Consider the following 23,497-nt stretch of genomic DNA (forward strand, 5'->3'; position numbering starts at 1 on the left):
CAGGTTTAAACTTTTAAACTGGTTTGATATAAAAAAACGATTAGTATTTAGCTTAAAATCAACTAGACTATTGTCAATTAGATCAATTAAAGCAATAATGTCGACGCCTCGGGGCAAGTAATTCATGGTTATTAACATTTAACCTTTTACTTGTTCAGTCACAGTTATCAAGGAACCCCCTATGTCACTCCTAAATGAATACATGCAGAAAGAGCAGCAGCTAAAGCAGCTGCAGGAAGATCTACAGCGTCTAGAAGGTGATCAGCGCCTTAAGAGCGAGCTCGAGTTTAAATCAAAGCTTGAAGCATTGATGAACGAGTTCAATAAGCGCCCGGCCGATGTCGTTGCGTTACTGGAACCTTCCAGTGACCAGCGCTCTTCCCAGAAAGCGGCGGCCCCGACCAATCGTCGCAAGCGTCGTCTTAAAGTGTACAAGAACCCGAACACCGGCGATGTCATTGAAACACGTGGCGGAAACCATAAAGGATTACGTGCCTGGAAAGACGAGTACGGCGATGAGACCGTCGAATCCTGGCTCCAGCCGCAAGACAGCTAATTAAGAAAAGCCGGTGCCTTTTGAGGGCACCGGCTTTTTTTGTTCGAGTTAAGCATTGGATGCCACGGGTTCTCTGAAAGCCCTTCAAGCGCAGACGAGCCAGCAAGCGTTTCTCGCAAAGATCCACAGCAGTAGATAGCTGAATCCACTCCAGCGCCTGCTGCGTAAGCACAGACACTTCTGCTATGCTTGAAAAAGGTCTGCCACGCCTTGAGCGCTTTAATAAGCATTTGTGAACGGCCCCAAGAGCTTTGAATCAACGTCTCTTTGCAGTGTTCTGACTTTGTCCTTAGCCCTTTGCCGTATGGTTTGAATGTCGCACGCTTCGTTCAGTGTCAGATAAGTGTGAACGTGACAGCCCCGGCTCGCTTTTTATGCGCTATAGTCGTTGTGCTGAAACGCCAAGATGAACGCTTTTCGCCCCTGCGGGCAGCCCATGTAATCCAGCGAAAAGCCTGGACAAGGTAACGGCGACCTCAGCCTGTGTGGTGCATTAAGTAGCTCATTCTTACCATTTAAAACGACTGCCACTGCCACCATTATAAGACGTAGTAACGCTCACTGAGCCTGTAAGCCGTCATCAAGTATTTTGAGTATCAATTAGCCGATTGGCTCGGCCGATTTAGAGTATTTACTAAAATTAACCTTTGTTAGTAAGCGCGATATTAAGTCGCACCCTCAAGCCAGACTTGCCGCACCATGAAGCTGCACATTTTCTTTTCTTAAGTAAGGTGTAAATGAAAGATCAATGAAATATCAAAAGGACTATAAGCAGGTGGACGAGCGCGACAAACTACGTAAGTTTCGCGAGCTTGACGATGCTTTCGCGCAGGCGTTACGTCAGCTGGAGAATCCAGACAATAGTTTTGATATTCCTACCGGCCCTCCGGTACGTTCGCTTAAAGACCTGGAAGAGCAGGATGAGAAAACCCGGGTCGAACAACGCGAGCAGCTGTTTGGTGAGCGCTTGAAAGCCCTGTGTATCGAAAGCGGATATTCTGAGGAAAGTGTCAAAGCGCTCGTAGAGGCTTTGGTGAAAGGAGGACGCTGGGCTATGGATGAAACACCGTCGGTTACCCAGCCCACGGTCGAACATAGCCTTAGCGGTAGCGATAAACCCGCAGGCTAGGTAGAAACGCCTCACTTTCCAGCTTTTCATCGCGGCGCTTGGCGCGGGTGCGCTGCTCCGGCACCTGAGGCGAGGGCGCCTTGATGTGCGGTAGGCGCGCTTGCTGGGCGGGCACGATCAGTGGCATGGCAATATTATGCGCCAGGCGTGTATGGCCATCCTGAAGTGGCTCGGTAAAGAACAGGTTCGCGCGCAACAATGGTGCCTGGGCTTGCACCCGGGCCAGCGTTTCGCCAGAGGGTATGCCGGCCAGTTTCTGAAGCTGAATGCGTATGTGAGGGGCATCGGTATCGAGTTGCAGCAGTTTTTTCTCCGCCTCTTGAACGCTCAGCTTTTTAATCGAACGCCCGCTCGTATACCAGGCCAGGCGCACCCGGGAGACCGGGGCCGGGGCGATAGGAATATGACGCCAACACTGCTTCAAGTGAAGGCGTGCCATACCGCTTTTGCGCAATACATCATCGACATGGGGATGGCGCTGCGGCAAGCGCTGCCGCGCCTCGCTCAAGGCGCTGGGTGAAAGCGCCTTGATACGCCTTATAAGCTCGCTAATAGCGCTCTTGGCCTGGTTGACCTCGTCGATGGCTTCGAGAAGGTCGTCGCCCGCCGCGATCACGGCGATATAGTTACGCGTTTCGCGCCCGTCCTGGCCTTGCACATGCCACATGTCCATCAGTGCATGGCGAAACCAGCACACCTGCTCGCTTGTTTCTTCGAGTTGCCAGGTGGGCGGCTGGGCTCTTTCATAAAGCTCGGCGGCCTTTTCGATGGCGGCTATCAGCTGATCGAAGCGTGAATCGAGCGCGTAAAAGAGGTGATACGCCGCGGGGGTATCGTTACTCATCGCGCGGCTTCATGAGAGCGGGGCGTCTTTGTCGGCCTGGGCCAGCAGTGTTTCGATATCGGCTTCATCCATGGCCGATTCGCCACCAATGCGGTGGGATTCATCCGCCCAGGCACCAAGGTCGATCAACTGGCAGCGCTTGCTGCAAAACGGCCGATACGCACTTTCCGGCGTCCAGGGTACCTGGGTACCGCATTGGGGGCAGGCTACTTCAAAAGGGGAATCGTTAGCGGGGGACATAAAACTCCTGCACGTTGATGCTCATATAATGTTACTCAAATGCCGGTAGCGCTGGTCGAGAGTGGCGACTTGTTTTTCGAGCTGCTCGCAAGCGCTATCATTATCGACCACATCATCGGCGTTGGCCAAACGCTCTTCCCGAGAAAGCTGCGCGGCCAGGATCGCATTTATCTGCTCTTCGCTTACGTTATCCCGGCGCATGGTACGTTCGCGCTGGGTCTCGATACTCACATCGACCACGAGCGCGCGCGCGACCAATGCCGCCTGTCCGGACTCGAATAGCAGCGGTGAAACCAGCAGTACGTAGGGCGAGTGCCGTTCGAGTGCTTCGAGATGCTCGACCAGACGCGTACGGATACGCGGGTGGGTAAAGGACTCGAGCCATTGACGCTCTGTGGCGTCGTTGAAAATCAGGGCGCGTAGTGCGGCCCGGTCGAGCGTGCCATCACCCTTGAGTATATGGCCGCCAAAGTGCTCGATGATGTCCGCAAGCGCTGGCTCACCGGGCATGACGATTTCCCGGGCGACGTCATCGGCATCGACGAACCCGATACCCCGCGCCTCGAACGCCCTGGCGACGGTCGATTTACCCGAGCCGATACCACCTGTTAAACCAATGATCATAAAACTATCTATCCAGCCCTGGTGGGGCTTGGTTAAAAGCTAAGCGCTGTGTAAAGCACGAACAGTTCGTCACCGGCGAGCAGGCACGTCCAGCCAGCCAGCGCCAAAAAGGGGCCAAAAGGCAGCGGCTTACCGCGCATGTTGGGAATCAGCCACTGGGCGAGCAAGCCTATGACCGCCCCCAGCCCCGCCGACACTACCAGCAAAAGGGGCAAGAACGCCCACCCCAGCCACGCGCCAAGGGCAGCCAGCAGCTTGAAGTCGCCATACCCCATGCCTTCCTTGCCGGTTATCAGCTTAAAGAGCCAGTAAAAACTCCAAAGAACGAGATAACCCGCCATGGCACCGATAACGGCACTTTGCAGCATGAACGGCTGGAACATCAGCTGGTAGATGAGGCCTAGCCAGAGAAGCGGTAGCGTCAGCGCATCGGGCAACAAGAAGGTACGAAAATCGATAACCGCCAGAGCGAGAAGTGTCAAACACGCGGCAAAGATGAACAGCGCGTTGAGCGTAAAACCAAAAAGTGCCAGCACCGCCACGGCCAGTAGCCCCCCGGCGAGTTCCACGAGCGGATACTGCGGGCTGATACGTGTTTGGCAATGCGCGCAGCGCCCCCGGCGCTTTAGCCATCCGACGACGGGCAGGTTATCGTGCCAGGCGATGGCCGCCTCGCAACGTGGGCACATGGAAGCGGGGACGGCGAGATTGAAGCGCGGGGCGGGTTCGAGGGGTAACTCCAAAGACGCCCGCGCCTCTTCGCGCCAGTGGCGCATCAGCATGACCGGAAGGCGGGTAATGACCACGTTCAAAAAACTGCCCAGGCAGAGTCCAACGATAAAAATGGCGCTATATAAAACGGCTGGCGGTAAACCCATGATGCTCCAGGCAAGCGGTTAAAGTGCGGTACCAATTTCGAAGATGGGCAGATACATGGAAACGACGACGCCGCCGACCAAAAGCCCCAGAACGACGATTATAACCGGTTCCATGAGTGAGGTAAGTGTGTCGACCTTGTTTTCCACTTCTTCTTCGTAATAGTCGGCCACTCGGTTCAACATCGCATCCAGGGAGCCTGCTTCTTCGCCAATGCTCACCATTTGCACGGCCAGGGCCGGAAAACGATTGGTCAGGCGCATGGCAAAGTGCAGCTGTTGGCCGGTCGTCACGTCCTCGCGTACCTCGTTGATGGCCTTGATGTAGACCCGGTTGTCAGCCGCCCCGGAGGCGGTTTCCAGCCCCTCGATGAGCGGCACGCCGGAGCTAAAGGTCGTGGCAAGCGTTCGGGTAAAGCGTGACACCGCTGATTTGTGCAGTATGTCCCCTAGCACCGGTAGGCGAAGCAGGAACTGATCGATGGCGTAGGCGACTTTATCCGAACGTCTGGCCGCCGCCTTGAGGAGCACGATTCCCCCTACGATCAGGCCAAGCGTGGGTAGCCAGTAGGCCTGGGCGAGTTCCGAGAAGCGCACGGTCACCTGGGTAAGTACGGGAAGCTCGGCGCCAAAGCCCTGGAACATGCTTTCGAACTCGGGCACGACCATTACCAACAAAATCATCGTCACGACCAGGCCGATGGTCATGACCGCCGCCGGGTACCAAAGCGCCTTTTTCACCCGGCTTTTCAGTGAGGCGACTTTTTCCTTGTAGAGGGCGATGCGTTCGAGCATTTGATCGAGTGCCCCGGCCTGCTCGCCGGCGCTGACCAGGTTCACAAAGAGCCGGTCGAACTGCTTGGGGTGTCGGGCCATCGCCTGGGAAAGGCTGTCGCCGGAGGAGACATCGCGCATGATCTGCTGGGTCAGATCGACCATGGCCGGCTTTTTCATGCTCTCGGAAATGGCCTGGAGCGCCTGAAGAATCGGGATACCTGCGCGCATCATGGTCGCCATTTGCCGGGCAAACAGCATGATGTCGACACTGGAGACGCTGCCGCGGCCGTTCAGGCTGCTGCGCTTTTGAATCTTTTGTGCGGTAACCCGTTGGCGTGCAAGCTGCTCGACGATTTCATCCTTGGTGCGGCCAATCAGCTCGCCCTTCATGACACGATCTTTCGGGCCCTTGCCCTGCCATTTCCAGCGGTGCAAGGGAGCAAGTTTCGTGCGCGCTTTCGCTTTGGCCATCACCCTGGTTACTCCTTGCTGATACGGTTGACTTCTTCAAGGCTGGTGCTGCCATCCAGCACCCGACTCAAGCAGCTTTGATAGAGGCTTGGGTGGTCTTCCTGGCGGGCGAGCTTGTCGATTTCGAGCGCGTTGCCGTCGCGCATGATCAAGGTGCGCATGTCGTCGCTAATCGGCAATACTTCGTAAATGCCCACGCGCCCTTTATAGCCCTGGGTGCACTGCTTGCAGCCCACCGCCTTGTAGATGGTGACGTTATCGAGCTGCGCCTGGCGGAAACCGGCTTTCAAAAGCGCCTCGTGAGGGATATCCGCCGGCGCCTTGCAGTTAGGGCAGAGCCTGCGTGCTAGCCGCTGGGCGATGATCAGCGTGACCGAGCTTGCGATGTTGTACGAGGCAACGCCCATATTGGCCAAGCGCGTCAGGGTTTCCGCCGCCGAGTTGGTGTGCACGGTCGAGAGCACCATGTGCCCGGTCTGCGCCGCCTTGACGGCGATCTCTGCGGTTTCGAGATCGCGAATCTCGCCCACCATGACCACGTCCGGGTCCTGGCGCAAAAACGCGCGCAGGGCGCTGGCAAAATTGAGCCCGATCTTGGGCAGCACGTTGACCTGGTTGATGCCGGAGACCTTGATCTCGACCGGATCCTCGGCGGTACAGATATTGCGCTCGATCTGATTGAGCATATCGATACCGGTGTAGAGCGTTACGGTTTTACCGCTACCGGTGGGGCCGGTCACCAGGATCATGCCCTGGGGGCGTTTGAGGGCGGCTTCGTAATCCTTTTGTTGGCGTGCACTGAAGCCCAGCTGCTCGATACCCAAGCGTATCGAGGAGGGGTCGAGTATCCGCAGCACCAGCTTTTCGCCGTACACGGTAGGAAGCGAGTTGACCCGGAAATCGATCGAGCGCGAGCGGGACAGCTGCAGCTTGATCGCCCCGTCCTGGGGAAGGCGGCGCTCGGAAATATCCAGCCGAGACATGATTTTCAAGCGCGCCGCAATCCGGTCGCGCATGGCAAACGGCGGCTTGGCGATCTCGATGAGCATGCCGTCGATACGAAAACGCACCCGGTACTGGGATTCGTAAGGCTCGAAGTGAATATCCGACGCGCCGCGGCTAATGGCATCCAGCAGCACCTTGTTGACGAACTTGACGACCGGCGCGTCCTCCTTGTTGACGCCGGTACTCTCGAGGGTGACCTCTTCGCCTTCCTCGTCGTGAACGATATTGAGCGCGCCGACAGAGTCGTCCACGCCGTCGAGCTCTTCGAGCAGGCTGCGCTCGTTCTGGGCCACGTACTGAATCAGGTGGCTGCGTATCTGCTCCGCCGGTGCCAGTACGCCCTCGACGCTCAAGTTGGTGGCAAACTGCAGTTCATCAAGCTGGGTGAGCGTGGCCGGGTAAGGCACCGCCACGGTGAGCCGGTGGCCGTGGCGCGCCAGCGGCAGCGCGTTCAGCTTGTTGAGTATCTTGATAGGGTATTCGTTGGCCGGGGGCAGGGCGCTTAGCTTGACCGCCTCGAGATCCACCACCGGCAGCCCGTACTCCCAGGCCGCCGCCAGCACCGCATCGGTCGAATCCACCAGTCCACTTTCTACCACGTGCTGTAGAAACGAAAGATCGAGCTCGGCGGAGGACTCGTCCGCCACCTCGGCTTGAGCCCGGGTCAGCACTTCGTGGGCAACCAGGCGCCTGGCAATACCGCTTAATTTAAGCCCCGTGGCGGGCTCGTCAAAGGCAGAAGAGGTCATAGAATCTCGCAACGCGTGCGTGTGGGCAGCAAGAATACTTAACTGCCATTAAAAACTACTATAATGCACGCTTTGCCGTCATCATAAAGAGGGAATAGCGCTCAAAAAAGGCTTATAAAGCTAGTTGTCAGCTCTTCCCCGCCAGGCTACTGTGATCCCCACATGGGCTAAACATTTTTAGCCCCAAAAAAACGACATATTCAAAGGGACACACCGAATGCAAATTCCAAACGCAACACAGCTAAAACGCTACCACCAGGGCGGCTTTACGCTGATCGAGCTGCTGATCGTTATTGCGATCATCGGTATATTGGCCGCTATTGGAGTGCCGCAGTATGGTAATTATTTAGATCGTTCTGCCAGAACTGCTTGTGTTTCCGAGTTAAGCTCTTTTAGAAGTATTGCTGTAGCTGAAAGCGCTACTACTACTAATGGAGCTGTCTCTGCCGATAATAGTGTAATTACAGATTATAATTTTGAATCATGTAGCATTGATGGAGATGCTGCTAAAGTTACATTGGCTAACAATCTTATCAGCGGTACTCAGCAAAACGTCGATGTAAATCGCACTGGGGTTGATGCTGTACCAGTGGAGAATGGTCAAATAGATGTAACACCTGAAACGCCTGTAACACCTTAAGCGAATTGATACCTGAATATTCAATTTTAGCCGTCTCTTAGGCGGCTTTTTTGTTTACTTAATATAAATATAATATCTTTTATATTAAATGTTATTTTATTTAAGCATGCTGACCTGAGTTTTAAATTCTACCGCATGCTTTCTAATTACTCCGCTAGCGCAATGGTTCGAAATTTTTGGTTATTAATTAATATGTTAGGATCACTTTGATTCATGACAGTGTCACTTCGCAACCCTAGGTTCTGTCTGAAAAGTCGACGAGCGAAGACAAGCTAAGGCAAGGCAGAATTGGCGAAGAAGCGGGGTTTAATGGTCGTAAATGAGTATTATTAGCCAATTTTTAACGCCGTAAGGTCGAGCGTAGATACTTTTCAGACAGAGCCTGGCAGTGAGCATTTAAATACCAATTAGGAAGCAATGATGGCGACTACGTTACAAGCACGCTTGCAAGAGGCCATACGCATTGCCCAAGCAGCAGGCCGAATGATCAAAACAGCGCGAACCGAGCAGCGTTTCGATCAGCGCTTAAAGCAGGGCATCGAGCTGGTCACCGATGTGGACGTGGCGGTGGATACCTTTATCAGCGAAGAGCTTTCCAAACACTTTCCCGGGGAAGCGCAGCTTAGTGAAGAGCTGAGCCCAGAGAAGGGGTTGGAAGCGAGGGAGCCGCTGTGGGTCGTAGATCCAATCGACGGCACGGTGAACTTCGCCCAAGGACTTCGCCATGTGGCGGTTTCCATTGCCTGGCTGGAGCAGGGCGTGGGCAAGGTCGGTGTGGTGCACGCGCCGTTTTTGGATGAAACCTTTACCGCGGTCGAGGGCGGCGGGGCGTTCCTGAACGGTCAGCCCATCGAGCCAAGCAAGGCCAGTGAACTGGCAGCGACCCTGGTCGGAACCGGCTTTCCCTACGACAGGGCTGAGCGCAAAGCGTTAATGCCGCGCCTGGAGGCCGTATTAACGAATTGCCAGGATATCCGCCGTAACGGCGCCGCGGCGCTGGATATCTGCGATATCGCCTGCGGGCGGTTGGACGCCTACTTCGAGACCGTCTCGCCCTGGGATTTTGCGGCGGGCTGGGTCATCGCACGCGAGGCGGGCGCCTCGCTTGGCCGTTTGGTCGAAGTACCCGAGGGGCTCTCGGCGGACCTGTACCCTGAAGAGCTTCTGATCACGGCCCCCGGCGTTTTCAAGGAGATGGCGTCGCTTCTCAAGGGCGTGTCGTAAGCGTTGGGCCAAGCATTTGAAAAGAAAGCCTAAAAAGGACTTTTCATTTGCGCCATTAAACGCTAGTATACGCACCGTCTTGAGGCGATAAGTCAGCGCTTTAAAAGTGCCGATCGCAAAAGACATCGGAGTGTGGCGCAGCTTGGTAGCGCGTTGCAATGGGGTTGCAAAGGTCGCAGGTTCGAATCCTGTCACTCCGACCAAAATACGAAAACCGCCGCTACGGGTTACCCCGAGCGGCGGTTTTTTTATGCCTGATCAAAAACGCTCGTTAATGTCTTTGATATCGTTGGGGCGGCGTTGCGCGCCGCCAGGGCGGGTGCCTGGTTGTTGGCTTGGCCGGCTCGCGGCGTTACCCCGATACTTGTTCCAGGCGTTTTTCGCCTTTTGCCGGTTGGCGGGCTTTCGTAGCCAGTTGAAGAGCGCCAGCAGTATCCACTTACGCATGATGACCTCCAAAGACGCTGATTCCGGGCGAACGTGCTGAATCAAAAAAGCCGCCGCTTAAAGCAAGCGGCGGCCCTTCGCGTTCGGCGGGCTTATTCTTGCTGGGCGCGGTGGTCGGCCAGGGCGGTGGTGACCGCTTCTTCCCATTGGCCGGCGTCGATACCCCAGTGCTCCATCTCCGATTCATCCGGCGCGCCTTCGGCGGCGGCTTCGAGCTCTTCCGGCGAATGGGCCTCGAAGCAGTGTTTGGCGAATGCTTTGGTCGGGCCTTCCTGAAGCTGGTTGATCATTTCCATTGGGTCGTATCCTTTCCTTTTGGGTGCTTAATAGCAGGTATGAGTCAGTATAGTAATTAGCCAGCACTTTGCGCGAGGGTCTGTCTGAAAAGTCGACGAGCGAAGACAAGACAAGGCAAAAATTGGCGAAAAAACGGAGTTTACATGTGTAAATGAGTATTTTGAGCCAATTTTTAACGCCGTATTGTCGAGCGCAGGCACTTTTCAGACAGAGCCTAAATGTTCCACGCGGGCTAGACAAATACCTCGTTGAGAATTTTAACCGCGATACCGGCCAGTAGCAGCATGATCAGCTTATCGAACCACGCAAATGGCAGGCGCTTGCCAAGGGCGGCGCCCAGCGGCATGCCCAGCGCAATCACGGCGAATGCCGCCAGGCTATAGGCGCCAAGCTCGAGGGTTAGAATACCCGTGGCCAGCAGTGCCGGTATTTGGGCCAGCGTAATGGCGCAGAAAAATACCGAGATCGAGCCAATGAACGCGCGTCGCTCGAGTCGCATGGCGTTTAAAAAGGTAATCGAGGCCGGCGCCGACATGCCCGCCGCCCCCTGAAGTATGCCGCCGACTAGCCCCACCGGCAGTACGAGCCGGTCGGCCATCGCCATCGAAAGCGCCATCTTTCCCCTCAGTAGCTTGATCACGAGATAAAGCACGATCGCCCCGGCCACGCCTAATGACAGCGTATCGTGAGAGAGCGCTACCAGCCCCCAGGTACCCAGGACGATGCCCGCGCAGCCTGCCAGCGAGAACACCATCAAAAACCGGATGGGCAGCAGGTGGCGGCGGTGCTGCCAGGCCTGGAGGGCGTTACTGAACAGGTTGGAGGCCACCAGTAGCGCGATGGCCGTCTGAACGTTGTAGAGCATGGTAAACACCGGCACGACGATGACCGGCACGCCGGAGCCGATTGCGCCTTTCACCACTCCGGCTATCAATAGCGTGAATAGCGCGATGATCACGGGTTCATCCTGTATGTCATGCGTTCAAGATCAGTTTTCGAGGACGTAGCAGGGCGTATAGGGCTCGCCGTCGAGTTTCATGCGCCCCTGGGCGACGAAGGAGCTCAAAAGCTCGTCCAGGCGGCGCATGAGCTCCGGCTCGGCGGAGAGCACGAAAGGACCATGGGCCTTGATGGCGCGAATGCCCGGCTCTTTCACGTTACCCGCCACGATGCCGGAAAACGCCCGGCGCAGGTTGGCGGCCAGTTCGTGAGTGGGCTGGTCGCGATGCAGGGCAAGGTTCTTCATCGCTTCGTGGGTCGGCTCGAAGGGGGCCTGGAACTCGCGGGCGATGTTGAGACGCCAGTTGAAATAGAAAGCGTCCTGATGCTCGCGGCGAAATTGAGCGATCTCGTCGATGCCTTCGCGCATGCCCCGGGCAACGGACACCGGGTCGCCGGTAATGATGGTGTAGTAGCGGCGAATCTCCTCACCCAGGGTGTACACCAAAAACTCGTCGATTTTCTCGAAGTAGGCGGCGGAGGCGGCCGGGCCGGTGAAAATGAGCGGGAAGGGCGTGTCGCTGTTTTTCGGGTGTAGCAGAATACCCAGTAGATACAGGATCTCTTCCGCGGTGCCCACACCGCCGGGGAAAATGATGATGCCGTGACCCAGGCGCACGAAGGCCTCGAGGCGCTTTTCGATATCCGGCATGACCACCAGTTCGTTGACGATCGGGTTCGGCGCTTCCGCGGCGATGATACCGGGCTCGGAGATCCCCAAATAACGCCCCCCTTTACGCCGCTGCTTGGCGTGGGCGACATTGGCACCTTTCATGGGGCCCTTCATCGCCCCGGGCCCGCACCCGGTGCAGATATCCATTTCGCGCAGGCCCAGGTGATAGCCCACGTCCTTGGAGTAGTCGTACTCTTCGCGGGAAATCGAGTGCCCGCCCCAGCACACCACCAGGCTCGGGTCGAGCTCGGGCTTTAACGTGCCGGCCTTGCGCAGAATATGGAAAACCGCGTTGGTCGTGCCTTCGCCGGTGGTCAGGTCGAAGCGGTCCTGGCGCTGAATTTCGCTATACACGTAGACGATGTCGCGAAGGATCGACGAAAGATGTTCGCGAATACCGCGAATCATGTGGCCATCGACGAAGGCTTCCGCCGGGGCGTTGGTCAGCTTCAGCCGAATGCCGCGGTCCTGCTGCAGCACTTCGATGTCGAAATCCTTGTAAGCCTCCATGATCGCCAGGCTATCGTCCGAGGGGCGCCCGCAGTTGAGTACCGCCAGCGCGCAGCGGCGAAGCAAGTCGTGAAGCCCGGTTTGAGAGGTGCTTTGCAGGCGATAGACCTCTTGTTGAGAGAGCACCTCGAGGCTGCCTTCAGGGGAAATCGTGCTGGAAATCGTGGGCCGTGGGGCCAGGGCTTGGTTCATTCGTGTAACGTTCTCTGGGTGAATAACAATGACTTGCCCTACTATCACCCAAGCGAATGGCTACGTGCAAGGCGCCTCGGCGTGCCAGATATGCTAATCTTGACCGTTTTGGTGTTCGCGTTTGAAACACCATACGTTACTTTTGCTATGGCGCTCATCATGTTCAATGCCCACTACTTTCGAACCTTTATTACGCTGGTGGAAACCGGTAGCTTTACGCGCACCGCGCGCCGCCTGGAAATGACTCAGCCAGGCGTCAGCCAGCACGTTCGAAAGCTCGAAGGGTATCTTGATAAAACGCTGATCGAGCGCAAGGGAAAAAGCTTTACCCTGACCGAGTCCGGCCGGCGCGCCTACGACTATGCCCTGAAGCTGTTTGCCGAGCACGAGCAATTTCGCCACGCCCTGGACGATGACCTGATCGACAGCGGTGAGTGCCGGATCGCCTCGCCTGGAAGCGTCGGGCTCATGCTCTATCCGTTCATTTTGGGCCAGCAACAAATGCACCCGAACCTTACGGTGAGCTATAGCTTCGCCTTCAATCATGAAATCGTCGGGGACCTGCTGGACGGTCGCTACGATATCGGGATCGCCACCGAGCAGGTCAAAAGCGCCGAAGTCTCCTGCGAGGTATGGCATAAAGAGCCGCTTTGTCTGGTGGTGCCGGCAGACTTTGCCGGCACCACGCTGGCCGAGCTGATGGGGCTTGGTTTTATCAACTATTACGACGGTATCAATCACGCCAACTACCTGCTGCGCGCCAACTTCCCCGACGAGTTTCGCTCCATGAGCCACTTTCGCCATCAGGGCTTTACCAACGAGGTGAGCATGGTGCTCGACGCCGTGGCCCGGGGGCTTGGCTTTACCGTGGTGTCACGGCTGGTGCTCGAAACCTCGCCCTGGCAGCGACAGGTGAGGGCCTTGTCGCTCCCCGTGGCGGTGGATGAGGTGCTTTACGTGCTGACCCGGCGGGATTCGACGCCGCCCAAGCGCTACGAAAAGCTGCTCAACGGCTTCAAACAGCAGCGTCTGCAGGAAATCGCCCAGTAGCGCCAGGCACTGAAACCTATAAAAAAGCCCCGGGATGCTCGTATCCCGGGGCTTTTTTGAGAGTGCGCTAAACGCTTTTTTGGCCTGGGGGCGCTTTAGTTACGGTAGTCATCGATGCTGGGGCAGGAACAAATCAGCTGACGATCGCCCAGCACGTTATCGACCCGGTTGACCGTCGGCCAGTACTTCGCCGCCATCACCGCCTCGGAGGGGAAGGCGCCCAGAGTGCGGTCATAAGGCCGCGCCCATTCGCTGTCGGCCAGATCGCGCTGAGTGTGCGGTGCATTGACCAGCGGATTGTTCTCAAGCGGCCACTCGCCGCTCTCGACGCGTTCGATCTCCTCGCGAATTGCGATCATCGCATCGCAGAAGCGGTCGATCTCGAAAAGCGACTCCGACTCGGTGGGCTCGATCATCAGCGTGCCGGGCACCGGGAACGACATGGTCGGGGCGTGGAAGCCGTAGTCCATGAGGCGCTTGGCGATATCCTCTTCCGAAATACCGGAATTCTGTTTGAGCGGGCGAATATCGATGATGCACTCATGGGCCACGGTGCCGTTTTGCCCGCGGTAGAGAATCGGGTAACTCTCTGCCAGGCGCTTGGCGATGTAATTGGCGTTGAGAATGGCAAATTCGGTGGCTTCACGAAGCCCCCGGGCGCCCATCATCTTGATGTAGGCCCAGGAGATCGGCAGGATCGAGGCGCTGCCGAAGGCCGCCGCGGCCACCGCGCCGCCTTCGGTTTTCACGCCGTTGATCGGGGTGACCACGTGGTTGGCAACGTAAGGCGCCAGGTGCGCTTTCACGCCGATGGGGCCCATGCCCGGGCCGCCGCCACCGTGGGGAATGCAAAACGTCTTGTGCAGGTTCAGGTGCGATACGTCGCCGCCGAAATCGCCGGGGCGGGTAAGCCCGACCTGGGCGTTCATGTTGGCGCCGTCGACGTAGACCTGGCCGCCGTTTTCGTGAACCACCTCGCACACCTTGCGCACGTGGGATTCGAACACCCCGTGGGTCGACGGGTAGGTGATCATTACCGCCGAGAGGCGATCCTTGTGCTGCTCGGCCTTTTGGATCAGGTCGTCGAGGTCGATGTTACCTTGCTTGTCGCACTCGACCACGACCACTTCCATGCTGACCATGGCGGCGGAGGCCGGGTTGGTGCCGTGGGCGGAGCTTGGGATCAAGCAGACGTTGCGGTGGCCTTCACCGTTGGCCGCCTGGTAGCGGCGGATGGCCAGAAGCCCCGCGTATTCACCCTGGGCGCCGGAGTTGGGCTGCATCGAAACGTGATCGTAGCCGGTGATCTCGACCAGAAACGCGGCCAGCTCGTCGATCATCTGATGATAACCCGCGACCTGATCCCGCGGGGCGAAGGGGTGTAGTTGGGCAAAGGCCGGCCAGGAAATCGGCAGCATTTCGCTGGTGGCGTTGAGCTTCATGGTACAAGAGCCCAGCGGAATCATCGCGTGGGCGAGCGACAAATCCTTGTTCTCCAATCGCTTCAAGTAGCGAAGCATTTCGGTTTCGCTACGGTAGCGGTGGAACGTGGGATGCGTCAGGAAGTCGCTTTCGCGGCGGTACGCCTCGGGGATGCCTGAAAGAGCGCTTTCGAACAGCTGGTCTTCGAGCGACGGAATCGATAGGCCGTGCTCGTCGCCCAGGATCACGTCGAACAGCGCCGCCAGGTCGTGAGCGGTGGTGGTCTCGTCCAGGCTTACGCCGATGTCGCCATTGTCGAAGTAGTGCAGGTTGATATCGACGGTCATCGCCCGGCCGTGGATCTTGCCCGCATCCACGCCGGTCAGGCGAAGCGTATCGAACCAGCTTTCACTTTCTAGCGCCACGCCGGCCTGTTTCAGGCCCTGGGCCAGCAGCGAGGTGAGACGGTGAACCCGGGCGGCGATTTTACGCAGGCCCTCGGCGCCGTGATAGGTCGCGTAGAAGCCGGCGATGTTGGCCAAAAGCGCCTGGGCGGTACAGATGTTGGAGGTCGCTTTCTCGCGACGTATGTGTTGTTCGCGGGTCTGCATCGCCATGCGCAGCGCCGTGTTGCCCCGGCTGTCCTGGGAGACGCCGATGATACGCCCGGGAATCGAGCGCTTGAGCTTGTCCGAGGTGGCAAAAAACGCTGCGTGGGGGCCGCCAAAGCCCATGGGCACGCCAAAGCGCTGGGAGTTGCCGACCACGATGTCGACGCCCATCGCGCCCGGCTCTTTCAAGAGCACCAGGCTCAAAAGGTCCGTGGCCACGCAGGTCATGATGCCGCGCTCTTTGGCGGCGCTTACGAGGGGCTCGAGCGCGGTGACGGCTCCGCTTGCGCCGGGGTACTGAAGCAGCGCACCGAACACGTCGTGCTCGGCGAGGGTGTCGGCCGGGCCGGTAATCAGCTCGAAGCCAAAACACTCGGCGCGGGTTTTGACGACGTCGAGGGTTTGCGGGAAAACGTCGTCGGCAACGAAAAAGGCGTTGGACTTGCTCTTCTTGTTGGCGCGTTTGCAAAGCGCCATGGCTTCCGCGGCGGCGGTGGCTTCATCGAGCAGCGACGCGTTGGCAAGCTCCATACCGGTCAGGTCCATCACCACCTGTTGGAAGTTCAGAAGCCCTTCGAGTCGGCCCTGGGAAATTTCCGGCTGGTAAGGCGTGTAGGCGGTGTACCAGCCCGGGTTTTCCAACACGTTACGCTGAATGACCGCGGGCAGGTGGGTGTTGTAATACCCCTGGCCGATGTAGCTTTTGGCGACCTTGTTCTGGCGCGCCAGCTGGCTTAGGTAACCGAGCGCTTCGGCTTCGCTTTGCGGCTCGTCGAGGGCGAGCTCGCGGTCTAGTCGGATATCCCCCGGCACGGTTTGCTCGATCAGGTCCTCGATGCGCTTCATGCCGAGCGCGCTCAGCATGGTCGCGGCATCGCGCTCGTTAGGGCCGTTATGGCGTTTGATAAAAGCATCGTGATCGGCCAGTTCGGCCAAGCGGCGAGTTTGAAAGGACATGAGAAGATTCCAGACGTAATGGGAAGACCGTGCGGGGCAAAACCTAAGCGCCTGCGTAGGCAGGCGCTTGAAAATCACTCGTCGGCCAGCGTTGCCTGATAGGCGTCGGCATCGAGAAGATCGTCGAAGTCCTGGTCGCTGACCCGGACTTTCATGATCCAGCCGCCATCATAAGGCGCTTCGTTGACGGTCTCCGGCGCGTCTTCGAGCGCATCGTTCACCTCGATTACATCGCCATCCACCGGCGCGTAAAGATCCGAGGCGGCCTTGACCGACTCGATCACACCAAACTCTTCACCCTTGGTGAGCGTTTGGCCGATCTCGGGAAGCTCGACGAATACCACGTCGCCAAGTGCTTGCTGAGCGTGGTCGGTGATACCGATCGTGACGGTGCCATCTTCGTGGTCAAGCACCCATTCATGGCTTTTGGCGTAGCGAAGATTCGCAGGAAGATTGCTCATGTCGTATCCCTATTAAACGGTTGTCCAAGCTAAAACATACTAGCGCTTGTTGGGGGCCTTAGCGACCCCTTCAAACGCGCTGGCCGATAGCGCTATGGTACCGTGTTTCTCATAGGAAACAAATTTCTATAGCGTGGCATGAGTAGAGGCCCACTGCGTTTTTGTTTACCTGGAAACGCCATGCTATTTAATAGAATCAACCACTTCGCCCTGATTTTGCCCAGCAAAAGCGTCAAGTCCATGGCAAGCCAACGGGAAAATAGTGTAAAACAGGGTTATCGGCCGTTTAGCCGAGTAACGAACGCTTACGCGCTATACACGCTCCGGAATCGGCGCTTCTAACGTGGCAAAGCATCACCGTCTCGATCCGGGGTTTGCCAGCTATGCTCGAAGGCGGGCCGCCTTTATGGGCGTATCGGATATCGACACCATCACGACACCATAATGACATCGAATAAACATGCATTCCTGAAATGCTCAAGGGTAAGGAGAACGACGTGGAAACGCTAACAACTGTGGTCGAGGCCGTTAACGGGGTCGTGTGGGGGCCGTTAATGCTCATCCTGCTGCTCGGTGTGGGGCTTTATCTTCAGGCGGGCTTGAAGCTCATGCCGATCCGTAAGCTCGGTACCGGCTTCAAACTGATGTGGCAAGGGCGTGATGCCAAGCGCGGCAAGGGAGGCGAGCAAACGACCGACGACGGCGAAATTTCGCCTTTCAACGCGTTGATGACAGCGCTTTCGGCCACCGTAGGCACGGGCAATATCGCCGGTGTGGCCACCGCGATCGCCCTCGGTGGGCCGGGGGCGGTGTTTTGGATGTGGATTACGGCACTGGTCGGCATGGCGACCAAATTCGCCGAAGCGGTGCTCGCCGTTCGCTACCGTGAAACCGATAGCAACGGCTACCACCTGGGCGGGCCGATGTTCTACATCAAAAATGGCCTGGGCAGAAAGTGGCTATGGCTGGGTATCTTGTTTGCCTTCTTTGGCGCGGTGGCGGCCTTCGGCATCGGTAATACCGTGCAGTCGAACTCCGTTGCAGACGCCATGGACGCTACCTTTGGTGTGCCACACTGGCTGACCGGCGTGGTGATCATGGTGTTGGCTGGCGCGGTCATTCTGGGCGGCATCAAGCGTATCGCCAAAGTGGCGGGTAAGCTCGTGCCCATTATGGGGATCGCTTACGTGCTGGCGGGGGTGGTGGTGCTGATCGTCAACGCCGACCAGGTCGGTGAAGCCTTTAGGCTGATTTTCTACTACGCCTTCAACCCCATGGCGGCGGCCGGTGGTTTTGCCGGTGCGGCGGTCATGGCGGCGATCCGTTTTGGTGTGGCGCGCGGTATTTTCTCCAACGAAGCGGGGCTCGGTAGCGCGCCGATCGCCCACGCGGCGGCGCAAACCAAAAACCCGGTCCGCCAGGGGTTGATCGCCATGCTGGGGACGTTTATCGATACGATCGTGGTGTGCACCATCACCGCACTTGTGATCCTGACCTCTTCAGTATGGCTCGAAGGGGAAGAAGGGGCCTCGCTGACGGCGCTTTCTTTCGATGCGGCGCTCCCCGGTTTTGGTAACCAGATCGTGGCGATTGCGCTGGCGGTGTTTGCGTTCACCACGATTCTGGGCTGGTCGTTCTACGGCGAGAAGTGTTTCCAGTTTCTCTTCGGTACGCGCTCGATCATGCTTTACCGGGTGCTGTTCGTGCTGGCGCTGCCGCTTGGCGCGATGGCCCAGTTGGGCTTTATCTGGCTGATGGCGGACACGTTCAATGCGCTCATGGCCATTCCCAACCTGATCGCGCTGGCGCTGCTGTCGCCGGTGGTGTTCAAACTGGCCAAGGACTATTTCGCCGGTAAGGACGTGCTGCCCGGCGAAGCGCTGGATCACGACAAGTAAGGGTTGAACGACGTAACCCCCAATACGAGCCGGGAAGCGACGTTTGCTTGCCGGCTCTTTCGATGGCGAGGACACGACATGACAGAACTCCACAAAACACCGCTTCACGCGCTTCACCAAACACTTGACGCCAAAATGGTGCCTTTCGCCGGTTATGACATGCCGGTGCAGTACCCGCTTGGCGTGAAAAAAGAGCACGAACATACCCGTCGCCAATGCGGGCTTTTCGACGTGTCGCACATGGGCCAGATTTTGGTCTCCGGGCCGGACACCGCCGCGGCGCTGGAGTCGCTGATTCCGGCCGACCTGGAGGGGTTGGCCGAAGGGCGTCAGCGCTACGGGCTTTTCATCAGCACCGATGGCGGGATCATCGACGATTTGATGGTCGTCAACGCGGGAGATCACTTCTACCTGGTGGTCAACGCCGCCTGCAAGGACCAGGACATCGCGCATTTGCGTGCCAACCTGGGGTCGAGCCACGACATCCAGGTGCTCGAGCGTGGCCTGCTGGCCCTGCAAGGGCCCAAAGCGGTGGAGGTAATGCGCAGGCTTTGCCCCGAGGCCTGTGAGCTTACGTTCATGCAGCACGGGCGTTTCACGATTCTGGGTCAAGACGTTTGGGTGAGCCGCAGCGGCTACACCGGTGAGGACGGCTTCGAAATCTCGGTGGCCGCCGAGGCCAGCGAAGCATTCGCCAAAGGGCTTTTAGAGGCGCCGGAAGTCGAAATGATTGGCCTGGGCGCGCGTGACTCGCTGCGTCTTGAAGCCGGGCTCTGCCTCTACGGCCATGATATGGATATGGCGACCACGCCTGTCGAAGCTGGCTTGATCTGGGCGGTGGGCAAGCCGCGCCGCCACGGCGGCGAGCGCGCCGGCGGCTTCCCAGGTGCGGATGTCGTGCTCCATCAGATCGATGCCAAGGACCACACCCGTAAGCGGGTAGGGTTGGTTGCCGAGGGCCGCGCGCCGGTGCGCGAAGGCGCGCGCCTGCTCGACGAGCAGGGCGAAGAGGTCGGCGTGGTAACCTCTGGCGGTTTTGGGCCAAGCGTTGGCAAGCCCATCGCCATGGGCTACGTCACCCGCGAATGGGAGGCACCGGAGAGCGTGGTTTACGCCGAGGTACGCGGTAAAAAGCTGCCCATGACGGTCGTCAAAACGCCTTTCATTACGCCGGGCTACCACCGCGGTTAATAGCGCGGCCTGGCCCCGATATGAAAAGCCCCGACATAAAAAGCCCCGGTGATACCGGGGCTTTTTATGGGCGAGTGAAAAGGGCTTTCAACGACGAACGCGTTAGCGAAGAACCTGACGCGGGTCGATGGGTTTACCGGCCTGGCGCAGGTCGAACAACAGATCATAGCGCTCGGTGGCGCTGCTTTGGCCGACCTCGCAAAGCGGCTCACCGGCGCTTACGTTCTGCCCTGTGCTCACCAGTATGCGCTCGCAAAGCGCGTAGACACTTTGCAGGTTGTCGGCATGATGAACGATCACTACCTCGCCGAGCTGGCGCATGCCGTCGGCGAAGCGTACCTCGCCCGGGGCGACCGACTGCGCCCGGGCACCGGATTGAGTCGCCAGTAGCATGGGCTGGAGCGTGCCACGGCTGTCCGGGCCGAAGCGGCGCACGATCCGGTAATCCTCCAGCGGCCAGGGCCAATTGCGCGCCGATGAGGGCACGCTTGCACTGGGCGTGGGCGCCGCCGACGACGAAGAGCTCGAACCGCTCGAGCTGCTTGAAGAGGCCGTGGCGCGCGAAGCGGAACCCGCGCTAAGCGGCACGCTAATGATCTGACCAACGCGCAGCGCTGTGGGGGAGGTCCCGGCGTTGGCGCTCTGGATACGCCCGCTGGTCGTGCCAAAGTGGCGCGCCACGCCGGAGAACGTATCCCCTGAGCGGATCTGGTAGCGGTAAGGCCCACCGGAGGGCGCACGCTCCTGCTGGGTGGGGATCAAAAGACGCTGACCGACCGCCAAGCGCTGGGCGTTTACCCCGGGGTTGAAGCGCTCGAGACGCTCGATGGGCACGCCCGCCCGCGCCGCGAGCTGGCCCAGCGTATCACCACGGCGCACTTCGACCCATTCGCCGTTGATGGCACTCGAGGCGCTGCTGGTAGGGTTTCGCTGGCTCGATGACGGCGCTGAGCTGGCGCACCCGGCCAATAAGGCCGCCAGCAAGCAAACGCCTACCCAAAGGGCTAGTCGTGGTCGCTCAGCGTTTCCAGCAGCGCGTCTTTTTCCTGCCAGAGTGAGTTGATCCATGCGTGGAAGCGTTCCTTGTGCTGCGGTTGTTGATGATAACGTGCGGTGTGCATCCACTCGGGGATCGCGATCTGTCGCGCCACCAGGTTAACCGATGCCTCCTGGCCGCATAAGAAGTCCCAGAAGTTCGGCGAAGGGTTGGTGTAGCTGATGGTGACGTCTACGATACCATCCAATTGATCGCCGAGAAGCCCTAATACCTGGGCCACGCCACCGGCCTTGGGGCGTAGAAGATGGCGAAAAGGGCTCTGCTGGGCCTCACGTTTAGCCACGCTAAACCGGGTGCCCTCGACAAAGTTGTAGATCGAAATGGGCGCGTGGCGTGCCTGACGGCACACGCGTTCGGTCGAATCCCTGTCAATAGTAGCGAGCTTAGGGTTTTTGGCAATCTGTTCCCGGCTAAAACGGCGCATAAAGGGAAATTCGAGCGCCCAGAAGGCCAGTCCGACGATGGGAATCCAGATGAGCTGATGTTTGAGAAAAAAGCGCGGCATGGGAATACGCCGGTGAAGCGCCATGAACAAAATGAAGATATCGGTCCAGCTGCGATGATTGGAGATGACCAAAAGCCACTGGTTCGGGCTCAGCGAGGCGGGGATATCGATCGATACATCGGGTTTGAGCCAGTGCTTCATCCACCAAAGATTGAGCCCGATCCAATTGAGCGCGACCGCGCAGAGCTTGCCCAAAAGCCACTGTTTCGCGCGTTGGCCCGGCACGACGACCTTCAAAAAGGTGAGCGCGATCAGCGGCACCCCCCACAATAGCGTGCTGAGCGTGAGCATTAAAATGCTCCCTGCTCCCTTGATGACTGGCATACCCTTGACTCCTTCGCGGTTTCATAACCCTGGCCTTGCGCGCTGCGTTGTACACGGCCTTTGAGGTAAATGCTAAAGGATCAAGGCCTTACTTCCCAGTAAATCCCTCTATAAGCACCGTTAGACGCTTGACGCTCCTGGTGGCTCTTTATAAGTTGTTTCTTTGGTTTGATAACAAAAAACACGTCGCCCCTTTGGCGCCAGGCTTTTTAACGACCACCCTGTAGTAGTATTTGGTAAGCAACCATGTAGCAACTTTGGGGCGCAAAACCCTCGAGCCACTCACCCTTTAGCGTGCACGCGCCAAGGCGCGCCGGGCACGAATGACAACAAGCGAGGCTACACATGGCAGGATTCGATAAGCGGGTCGCTTCCTATGAGGAAGCATTGGAAGGCATCGAAAGCGGCATGACCGTTCTGGCCGGTGGGTTCGGCCTTTGCGGCATTCCCGAAAACCTGATCGCCGAGATCAAGCGCCGCGAGGTCAAGAATTTGACGGTGGTATCCAATAACTGCGGCGTGGACGGTTTCGGTCTCGGGCTTTTGTTGGAAAAGCGCCAGATCAGCAAGATTTTTGCGTCTTATGTGGGCGAAAACGCGCTTTTCGAGCGGCAGATGCTCGACGAAGAGATCGAAGTCGTACTGACGCCCCAGGGCACGCTTGCCGAAAAAATGCGCGCCGGCGGTGCGGGAATTCCGGCGTTTTATACCGCGACCGGCTACGGCACGCCGATTGGTGAGGGCAAGGAGGTGCGCGAGTTCGATGGCCGCCACTATATTATGGAAGAGGCGATCGTAGGGGATTTCGCCATCGTCAAAGGATGGAAGGCGGATCGCTACGGCAACGTCATGTACCGCCACACCGCGCAGAATTTCAACCCGATGGCGGCTAGCGCCGGCAAAATTACCGTTGTAGAAGTGGAGGAAATCGTCGAGCCCGGCGAGATGGATCCCAGCCAAATCCACACGCCGGGTATTTATGTCGACCGGATCATCCAGGGCACGTTTGAAAAACGTATCGAAAAGCGCACGGTTCGTAGCTAAGCACCCGGCCAACTTCCACTGACTTCGAGGTAATTACCATGGCGTTAACACGAGAGCAGATGGCCCAGCGCGTGGCCCGTGAACTTCAGGACGGCTTCTACGTGAACCTGGGGATCGGTATCCCCACTTTGGTTGCCAATTACATCCCCGAGGGGATCGACGTGATGCTTCAGTCCGAAAACGGGCTATTGGGTATGGGGCGCTACCCAAGCGAAGAAGAGCTCGACCCGGACATGATCAACGCCGGAAAAGAGACCGTTACCGCCCGAGACGGCGCGGCGATTTTCTCCTCCGCCGAATCCTTTGCCATGATCCGTGGTGGCCACGTGGATTTGACCGTACTGGGCGCCTTCGAGGTGGACCAGCACGGCAACATCGCCTCCTGGATGATTCCCGGTAAGCTCATCAAGGGCATGGGAGGGGCGATGGACCTGGTCGCGGGTGCCGAAAACATCATCTGCACCATGACTCACGCGTCTAAACACGGCGAGTCCAAGCTGCTCGAGAAGTGTGAGCTGCCGTTGACCGGCGCGGGGTGTATCAACCGGGTGCTGACCGACTTGGCGTATCTGGAGATCAAGGACGGCGCGTTCATCTTGAAAGAACGCGCCCCCGGGGTAAGCGTAGAGGAAATTCAGGAGAAAACCGCCGGTAAGCTGATCGTTCCCGACCATGTGCCGGAAATGGAATTCGCTTGATTCAAGCGGTCTTCTCAAATGGCGTGT

Annotated in this window: 23 protein-coding genes and 1 tRNA gene; 10 read left to right on the forward strand and 14 right to left on the reverse strand. The window is 58.0% G+C overall.

The window, feature by feature from the left end:
• The first annotated feature begins 181 nt into the window (after window positions 1-181).
• A complete protein-coding gene (locus tag ACWHXT_RS08690) occupies window positions 182-556 on the forward strand; it encodes a histone-like nucleoid-structuring protein, MvaT/MvaU family (protein WP_447896090.1) in 375 nt (124 codons plus the stop codon).
• 748 nt (window positions 557-1,304) lie between these two features.
• Window positions 1,305-1,685, forward strand: a complete 381-nt coding sequence (locus ACWHXT_RS08695) for a hypothetical protein (protein WP_447957958.1) — start codon at window positions 1,305-1,307, stop codon at window positions 1,683-1,685.
• Here ACWHXT_RS08695 and ACWHXT_RS08700 read toward each other — a convergent pair.
• The 6 genes from ACWHXT_RS08700 to pilB are packed head-to-tail and all read right to left on the reverse strand — an operon-like array spanning window position 1,657 to window position 7,270.
• The gene (locus ACWHXT_RS08700) at window positions 1,657-2,529 is read right to left on the reverse strand and encodes a DNA replication terminus site-binding protein (protein ID WP_447957959.1); all 873 of its coding nucleotides are present in this window, start codon (window positions 2,527-2,529) and stop codon (window positions 1,657-1,659) included. The genes ACWHXT_RS08695 and ACWHXT_RS08700 overlap by 29 nt on opposite strands.
• Window positions 2,530-2,538: 9 nt before the next feature.
• Window positions 2,539-2,769 carry a DNA gyrase inhibitor YacG gene (gene yacG, locus ACWHXT_RS08705; RefSeq protein WP_447896093.1) on the reverse strand — a complete coding sequence of 77 codons (231 nt, stop codon included), beginning with the start codon at window positions 2,767-2,769 and terminating at the stop codon, window positions 2,539-2,541.
• Window positions 2,770-2,790: 21 nt separating this feature from the next.
• Window positions 2,791-3,393, reverse strand: a complete 603-nt coding sequence (gene coaE / locus ACWHXT_RS08710) for a dephospho-CoA kinase (RefSeq protein ID WP_447957960.1) — start codon at window positions 3,391-3,393, stop codon at window positions 2,791-2,793.
• A 32-nt stretch (window positions 3,394-3,425) separates the two neighbouring features.
• Window positions 3,426-4,271, reverse strand: a complete 846-nt coding sequence (locus ACWHXT_RS08715) for a prepilin peptidase (RefSeq protein WP_447929076.1) — start codon at window positions 4,269-4,271, stop codon at window positions 3,426-3,428.
• A gap of 18 nt (window positions 4,272-4,289) precedes the next feature.
• The gene (locus ACWHXT_RS08720; protein WP_447957961.1) at window positions 4,290-5,516 is read right to left on the reverse strand and encodes a type II secretion system F family protein; all 1,227 of its coding nucleotides are present in this window, start codon (window positions 5,514-5,516) and stop codon (window positions 4,290-4,292) included.
• 8 nt (window positions 5,517-5,524) lie between these two features.
• A complete protein-coding gene (gene pilB / locus ACWHXT_RS08725; protein ID WP_447896097.1) occupies window positions 5,525-7,270 on the reverse strand; it encodes a type IV-A pilus assembly ATPase PilB in 1,746 nt (581 codons plus the stop codon).
• A 217-nt stretch (window positions 7,271-7,487) separates the two neighbouring features.
• Here pilB and ACWHXT_RS08730 point away from each other — a divergent pair, with 217 nt between their 5' ends.
• The 3 genes from ACWHXT_RS08730 to ACWHXT_RS08740 all read left to right on the forward strand — a co-directional run bounded on the left by ACWHXT_RS08730 (window position 7,488) and on the right by ACWHXT_RS08740 (window position 9,337).
• Entirely contained in the window at window positions 7,488-7,910 is a 423-nt protein-coding gene (locus tag ACWHXT_RS08730; RefSeq protein ID WP_447957962.1) for a prepilin-type N-terminal cleavage/methylation domain-containing protein, read from the forward strand.
• 417 nt (window positions 7,911-8,327) lie between these two features.
• Window positions 8,328-9,134: an inositol monophosphatase family protein gene (locus ACWHXT_RS08735; protein WP_447957963.1), complete on the forward strand. Its 807-nt coding sequence runs from the start codon at window positions 8,328-8,330 to the stop codon at window positions 9,132-9,134.
• A 126-nt stretch (window positions 9,135-9,260) separates the two neighbouring features.
• Window positions 9,261-9,337, forward strand: a tRNA-Pro gene (locus ACWHXT_RS08740).
• A 55-nt stretch (window positions 9,338-9,392) separates the two neighbouring features.
• Here the strand turns inward: ACWHXT_RS08740 and ACWHXT_RS08745 are convergent.
• The 4 genes from ACWHXT_RS08745 to ppnN all read right to left on the reverse strand — a co-directional run bounded on the left by ACWHXT_RS08745 (window position 9,393) and on the right by ppnN (window position 12,252).
• Entirely contained in the window at window positions 9,393-9,581 is a 189-nt protein-coding gene (locus ACWHXT_RS08745; protein WP_447957964.1) for a hypothetical protein, read from the reverse strand.
• Window positions 9,582-9,673: 92 nt separating this feature from the next.
• Window positions 9,674-9,877 carry a hypothetical protein gene (locus tag ACWHXT_RS08750; protein ID WP_447896101.1) on the reverse strand — a complete coding sequence of 68 codons (204 nt, stop codon included), beginning with the start codon at window positions 9,875-9,877 and terminating at the stop codon, window positions 9,674-9,676.
• 233 nt (window positions 9,878-10,110) lie between these two features.
• On the reverse strand, window positions 10,111-10,836 hold the full coding sequence (locus ACWHXT_RS08755) for a sulfite exporter TauE/SafE family protein (RefSeq protein WP_447957965.1): 726 nt from the start codon (window positions 10,834-10,836) through the stop codon (window positions 10,111-10,113).
• A gap of 30 nt (window positions 10,837-10,866) precedes the next feature.
• Window positions 10,867-12,252 (reverse strand): nucleotide 5'-monophosphate nucleosidase PpnN, encoded by a 1,386-nt coding sequence (gene ppnN / locus ACWHXT_RS08760; RefSeq protein ID WP_447957966.1) that lies wholly within the window; start codon window positions 12,250-12,252, stop codon window positions 10,867-10,869.
• Between the two features lie 159 nt (window positions 12,253-12,411).
• Between ppnN and ACWHXT_RS08765 the strand changes: the two genes are divergently transcribed.
• Window positions 12,412-13,302, forward strand: coding sequence for a LysR family transcriptional regulator (locus tag ACWHXT_RS08765; protein WP_447929083.1), 891 nt, complete (start codon window positions 12,412-12,414; stop codon window positions 13,300-13,302).
• Window positions 13,303-13,397: 95 nt separating this feature from the next.
• On the opposite strand, the gene gcvP is transcribed toward ACWHXT_RS08765, so the two are convergent.
• Together gcvP and gcvH are read right to left on the reverse strand one after the other, a co-directional pair.
• Entirely contained in the window at window positions 13,398-16,292 is a 2,895-nt protein-coding gene (gcvP, locus tag ACWHXT_RS08770; RefSeq protein ID WP_447957967.1) for an aminomethyl-transferring glycine dehydrogenase, read from the reverse strand.
• A gap of 74 nt (window positions 16,293-16,366) precedes the next feature.
• A complete protein-coding gene (gcvH, locus tag ACWHXT_RS08775; protein ID WP_447528811.1) occupies window positions 16,367-16,753 on the reverse strand; it encodes a glycine cleavage system protein GcvH in 387 nt (128 codons plus the stop codon).
• A gap of 497 nt (window positions 16,754-17,250) precedes the next feature.
• On the opposite strand from gcvH, the gene ACWHXT_RS08780 reads away from it, so the two are divergent.
• Entirely contained in the window at window positions 17,251-18,651 is a 1,401-nt protein-coding gene (locus ACWHXT_RS08780) for an alanine/glycine:cation symporter family protein (RefSeq protein WP_447929085.1), read from the forward strand.
• A gap of 78 nt (window positions 18,652-18,729) precedes the next feature.
• Window positions 18,730-19,842 carry a glycine cleavage system aminomethyltransferase GcvT gene (gene gcvT, locus ACWHXT_RS08785; protein WP_447957968.1) on the forward strand — a complete coding sequence of 371 codons (1,113 nt, stop codon included), beginning with the start codon at window positions 18,730-18,732 and terminating at the stop codon, window positions 19,840-19,842.
• 102 nt (window positions 19,843-19,944) lie between these two features.
• Here gcvT and ACWHXT_RS08790 read toward each other — a convergent pair whose 3' ends face one another.
• Together ACWHXT_RS08790 and ACWHXT_RS08795 are read right to left on the reverse strand one after the other, a co-directional pair.
• Window positions 19,945-20,826, reverse strand: a complete 882-nt coding sequence (locus ACWHXT_RS08790; protein ID WP_447957969.1) for a LysM peptidoglycan-binding domain-containing protein — start codon at window positions 20,824-20,826, stop codon at window positions 19,945-19,947.
• Between the two features lie 20 nt (window positions 20,827-20,846).
• Window positions 20,847-21,728, reverse strand: a complete 882-nt coding sequence (locus ACWHXT_RS08795; RefSeq protein WP_447929088.1) for an acyltransferase — start codon at window positions 21,726-21,728, stop codon at window positions 20,847-20,849.
• 345 nt (window positions 21,729-22,073) lie between these two features.
• Between ACWHXT_RS08795 and ACWHXT_RS08800 the strand changes: the two genes are divergently transcribed.
• Together ACWHXT_RS08800 and ACWHXT_RS08805 are read left to right on the forward strand one after the other, a co-directional pair.
• A complete protein-coding gene (locus ACWHXT_RS08800) occupies window positions 22,074-22,772 on the forward strand; it encodes a CoA transferase subunit A (RefSeq protein WP_447957970.1) in 699 nt (232 codons plus the stop codon).
• 38 nt (window positions 22,773-22,810) lie between these two features.
• Entirely contained in the window at window positions 22,811-23,470 is a 660-nt protein-coding gene (locus ACWHXT_RS08805) for a CoA transferase subunit B (RefSeq protein ID WP_447528817.1), read from the forward strand.
• Window positions 23,471-23,497: the final 27 nt, after the last annotated feature.

The sequence above is a fragment of the Vreelandella halophytica genome (assembly GCF_968193635.1).

Excerpts from the sequence above, each read along its gene's own strand:
- ACWHXT_RS08690 (WP_447896090.1), top strand. The coding sequence starts at position 182 with ATGTCACTCCTAAATGAATACATGCAGAAAGAGCAGCAGCTAAAGCAG.
- ACWHXT_RS08695 (WP_447957958.1), top strand. The coding sequence starts at position 1,305 with ATGAAATATCAAAAGGACTATAAGCAGGTGGACGAGCGCGACAAACTA.
- ACWHXT_RS08700 (WP_447957959.1), bottom strand. The coding sequence starts at position 2,529 with ATGAGTAACGATACCCCCGCGGCGTATCACCTCTTTTACGCGCTCGAT.
- yacG (WP_447896093.1), bottom strand. The coding sequence starts at position 2,769 with ATGTCCCCCGCTAACGATTCCCCTTTTGAAGTAGCCTGCCCCCAATGC.
- coaE (WP_447957960.1), bottom strand. The coding sequence starts at position 3,393 with ATGATCATTGGTTTAACAGGTGGTATCGGCTCGGGTAAATCGACCGTC.
- ACWHXT_RS08715 (WP_447929076.1), bottom strand. The coding sequence starts at position 4,271 with ATGGGTTTACCGCCAGCCGTTTTATATAGCGCCATTTTTATCGTTGGA.
- ACWHXT_RS08720 (WP_447957961.1), bottom strand. The coding sequence starts at position 5,516 with ATGGCCAAAGCGAAAGCGCGCACGAAACTTGCTCCCTTGCACCGCTGG.
- pilB (WP_447896097.1), bottom strand. The coding sequence starts at position 7,270 with ATGACCTCTTCTGCCTTTGACGAGCCCGCCACGGGGCTTAAATTAAGC.
- ACWHXT_RS08730 (WP_447957962.1), top strand. The coding sequence starts at position 7,488 with ATGCAAATTCCAAACGCAACACAGCTAAAACGCTACCACCAGGGCGGC.
- ACWHXT_RS08735 (WP_447957963.1), top strand. The coding sequence starts at position 8,328 with ATGATGGCGACTACGTTACAAGCACGCTTGCAAGAGGCCATACGCATT.
- ACWHXT_RS08745 (WP_447957964.1), bottom strand. The coding sequence starts at position 9,581 with ATGCGTAAGTGGATACTGCTGGCGCTCTTCAACTGGCTACGAAAGCCC.
- ACWHXT_RS08750 (WP_447896101.1), bottom strand. The coding sequence starts at position 9,877 with ATGGAAATGATCAACCAGCTTCAGGAAGGCCCGACCAAAGCATTCGCC.
- ppnN (WP_447957966.1), bottom strand. The coding sequence starts at position 12,252 with ATGAACCAAGCCCTGGCCCCACGGCCCACGATTTCCAGCACGATTTCC.
- ACWHXT_RS08765 (WP_447929083.1), top strand. The coding sequence starts at position 12,412 with ATGTTCAATGCCCACTACTTTCGAACCTTTATTACGCTGGTGGAAACC.
- gcvP (WP_447957967.1), bottom strand. The coding sequence starts at position 16,292 with ATGTCCTTTCAAACTCGCCGCTTGGCCGAACTGGCCGATCACGATGCT.
- gcvH (WP_447528811.1), bottom strand. The coding sequence starts at position 16,753 with ATGAGCAATCTTCCTGCGAATCTTCGCTACGCCAAAAGCCATGAATGG.
- gcvT (WP_447957968.1), top strand. The coding sequence starts at position 18,730 with ATGACAGAACTCCACAAAACACCGCTTCACGCGCTTCACCAAACACTT.
- ACWHXT_RS08795 (WP_447929088.1), bottom strand. The coding sequence starts at position 21,728 with ATGCCAGTCATCAAGGGAGCAGGGAGCATTTTAATGCTCACGCTCAGC.
- ACWHXT_RS08800 (WP_447957970.1), top strand. The coding sequence starts at position 22,074 with ATGGCAGGATTCGATAAGCGGGTCGCTTCCTATGAGGAAGCATTGGAA.
- ACWHXT_RS08805 (WP_447528817.1), top strand. The coding sequence starts at position 22,811 with ATGGCGTTAACACGAGAGCAGATGGCCCAGCGCGTGGCCCGTGAACTT.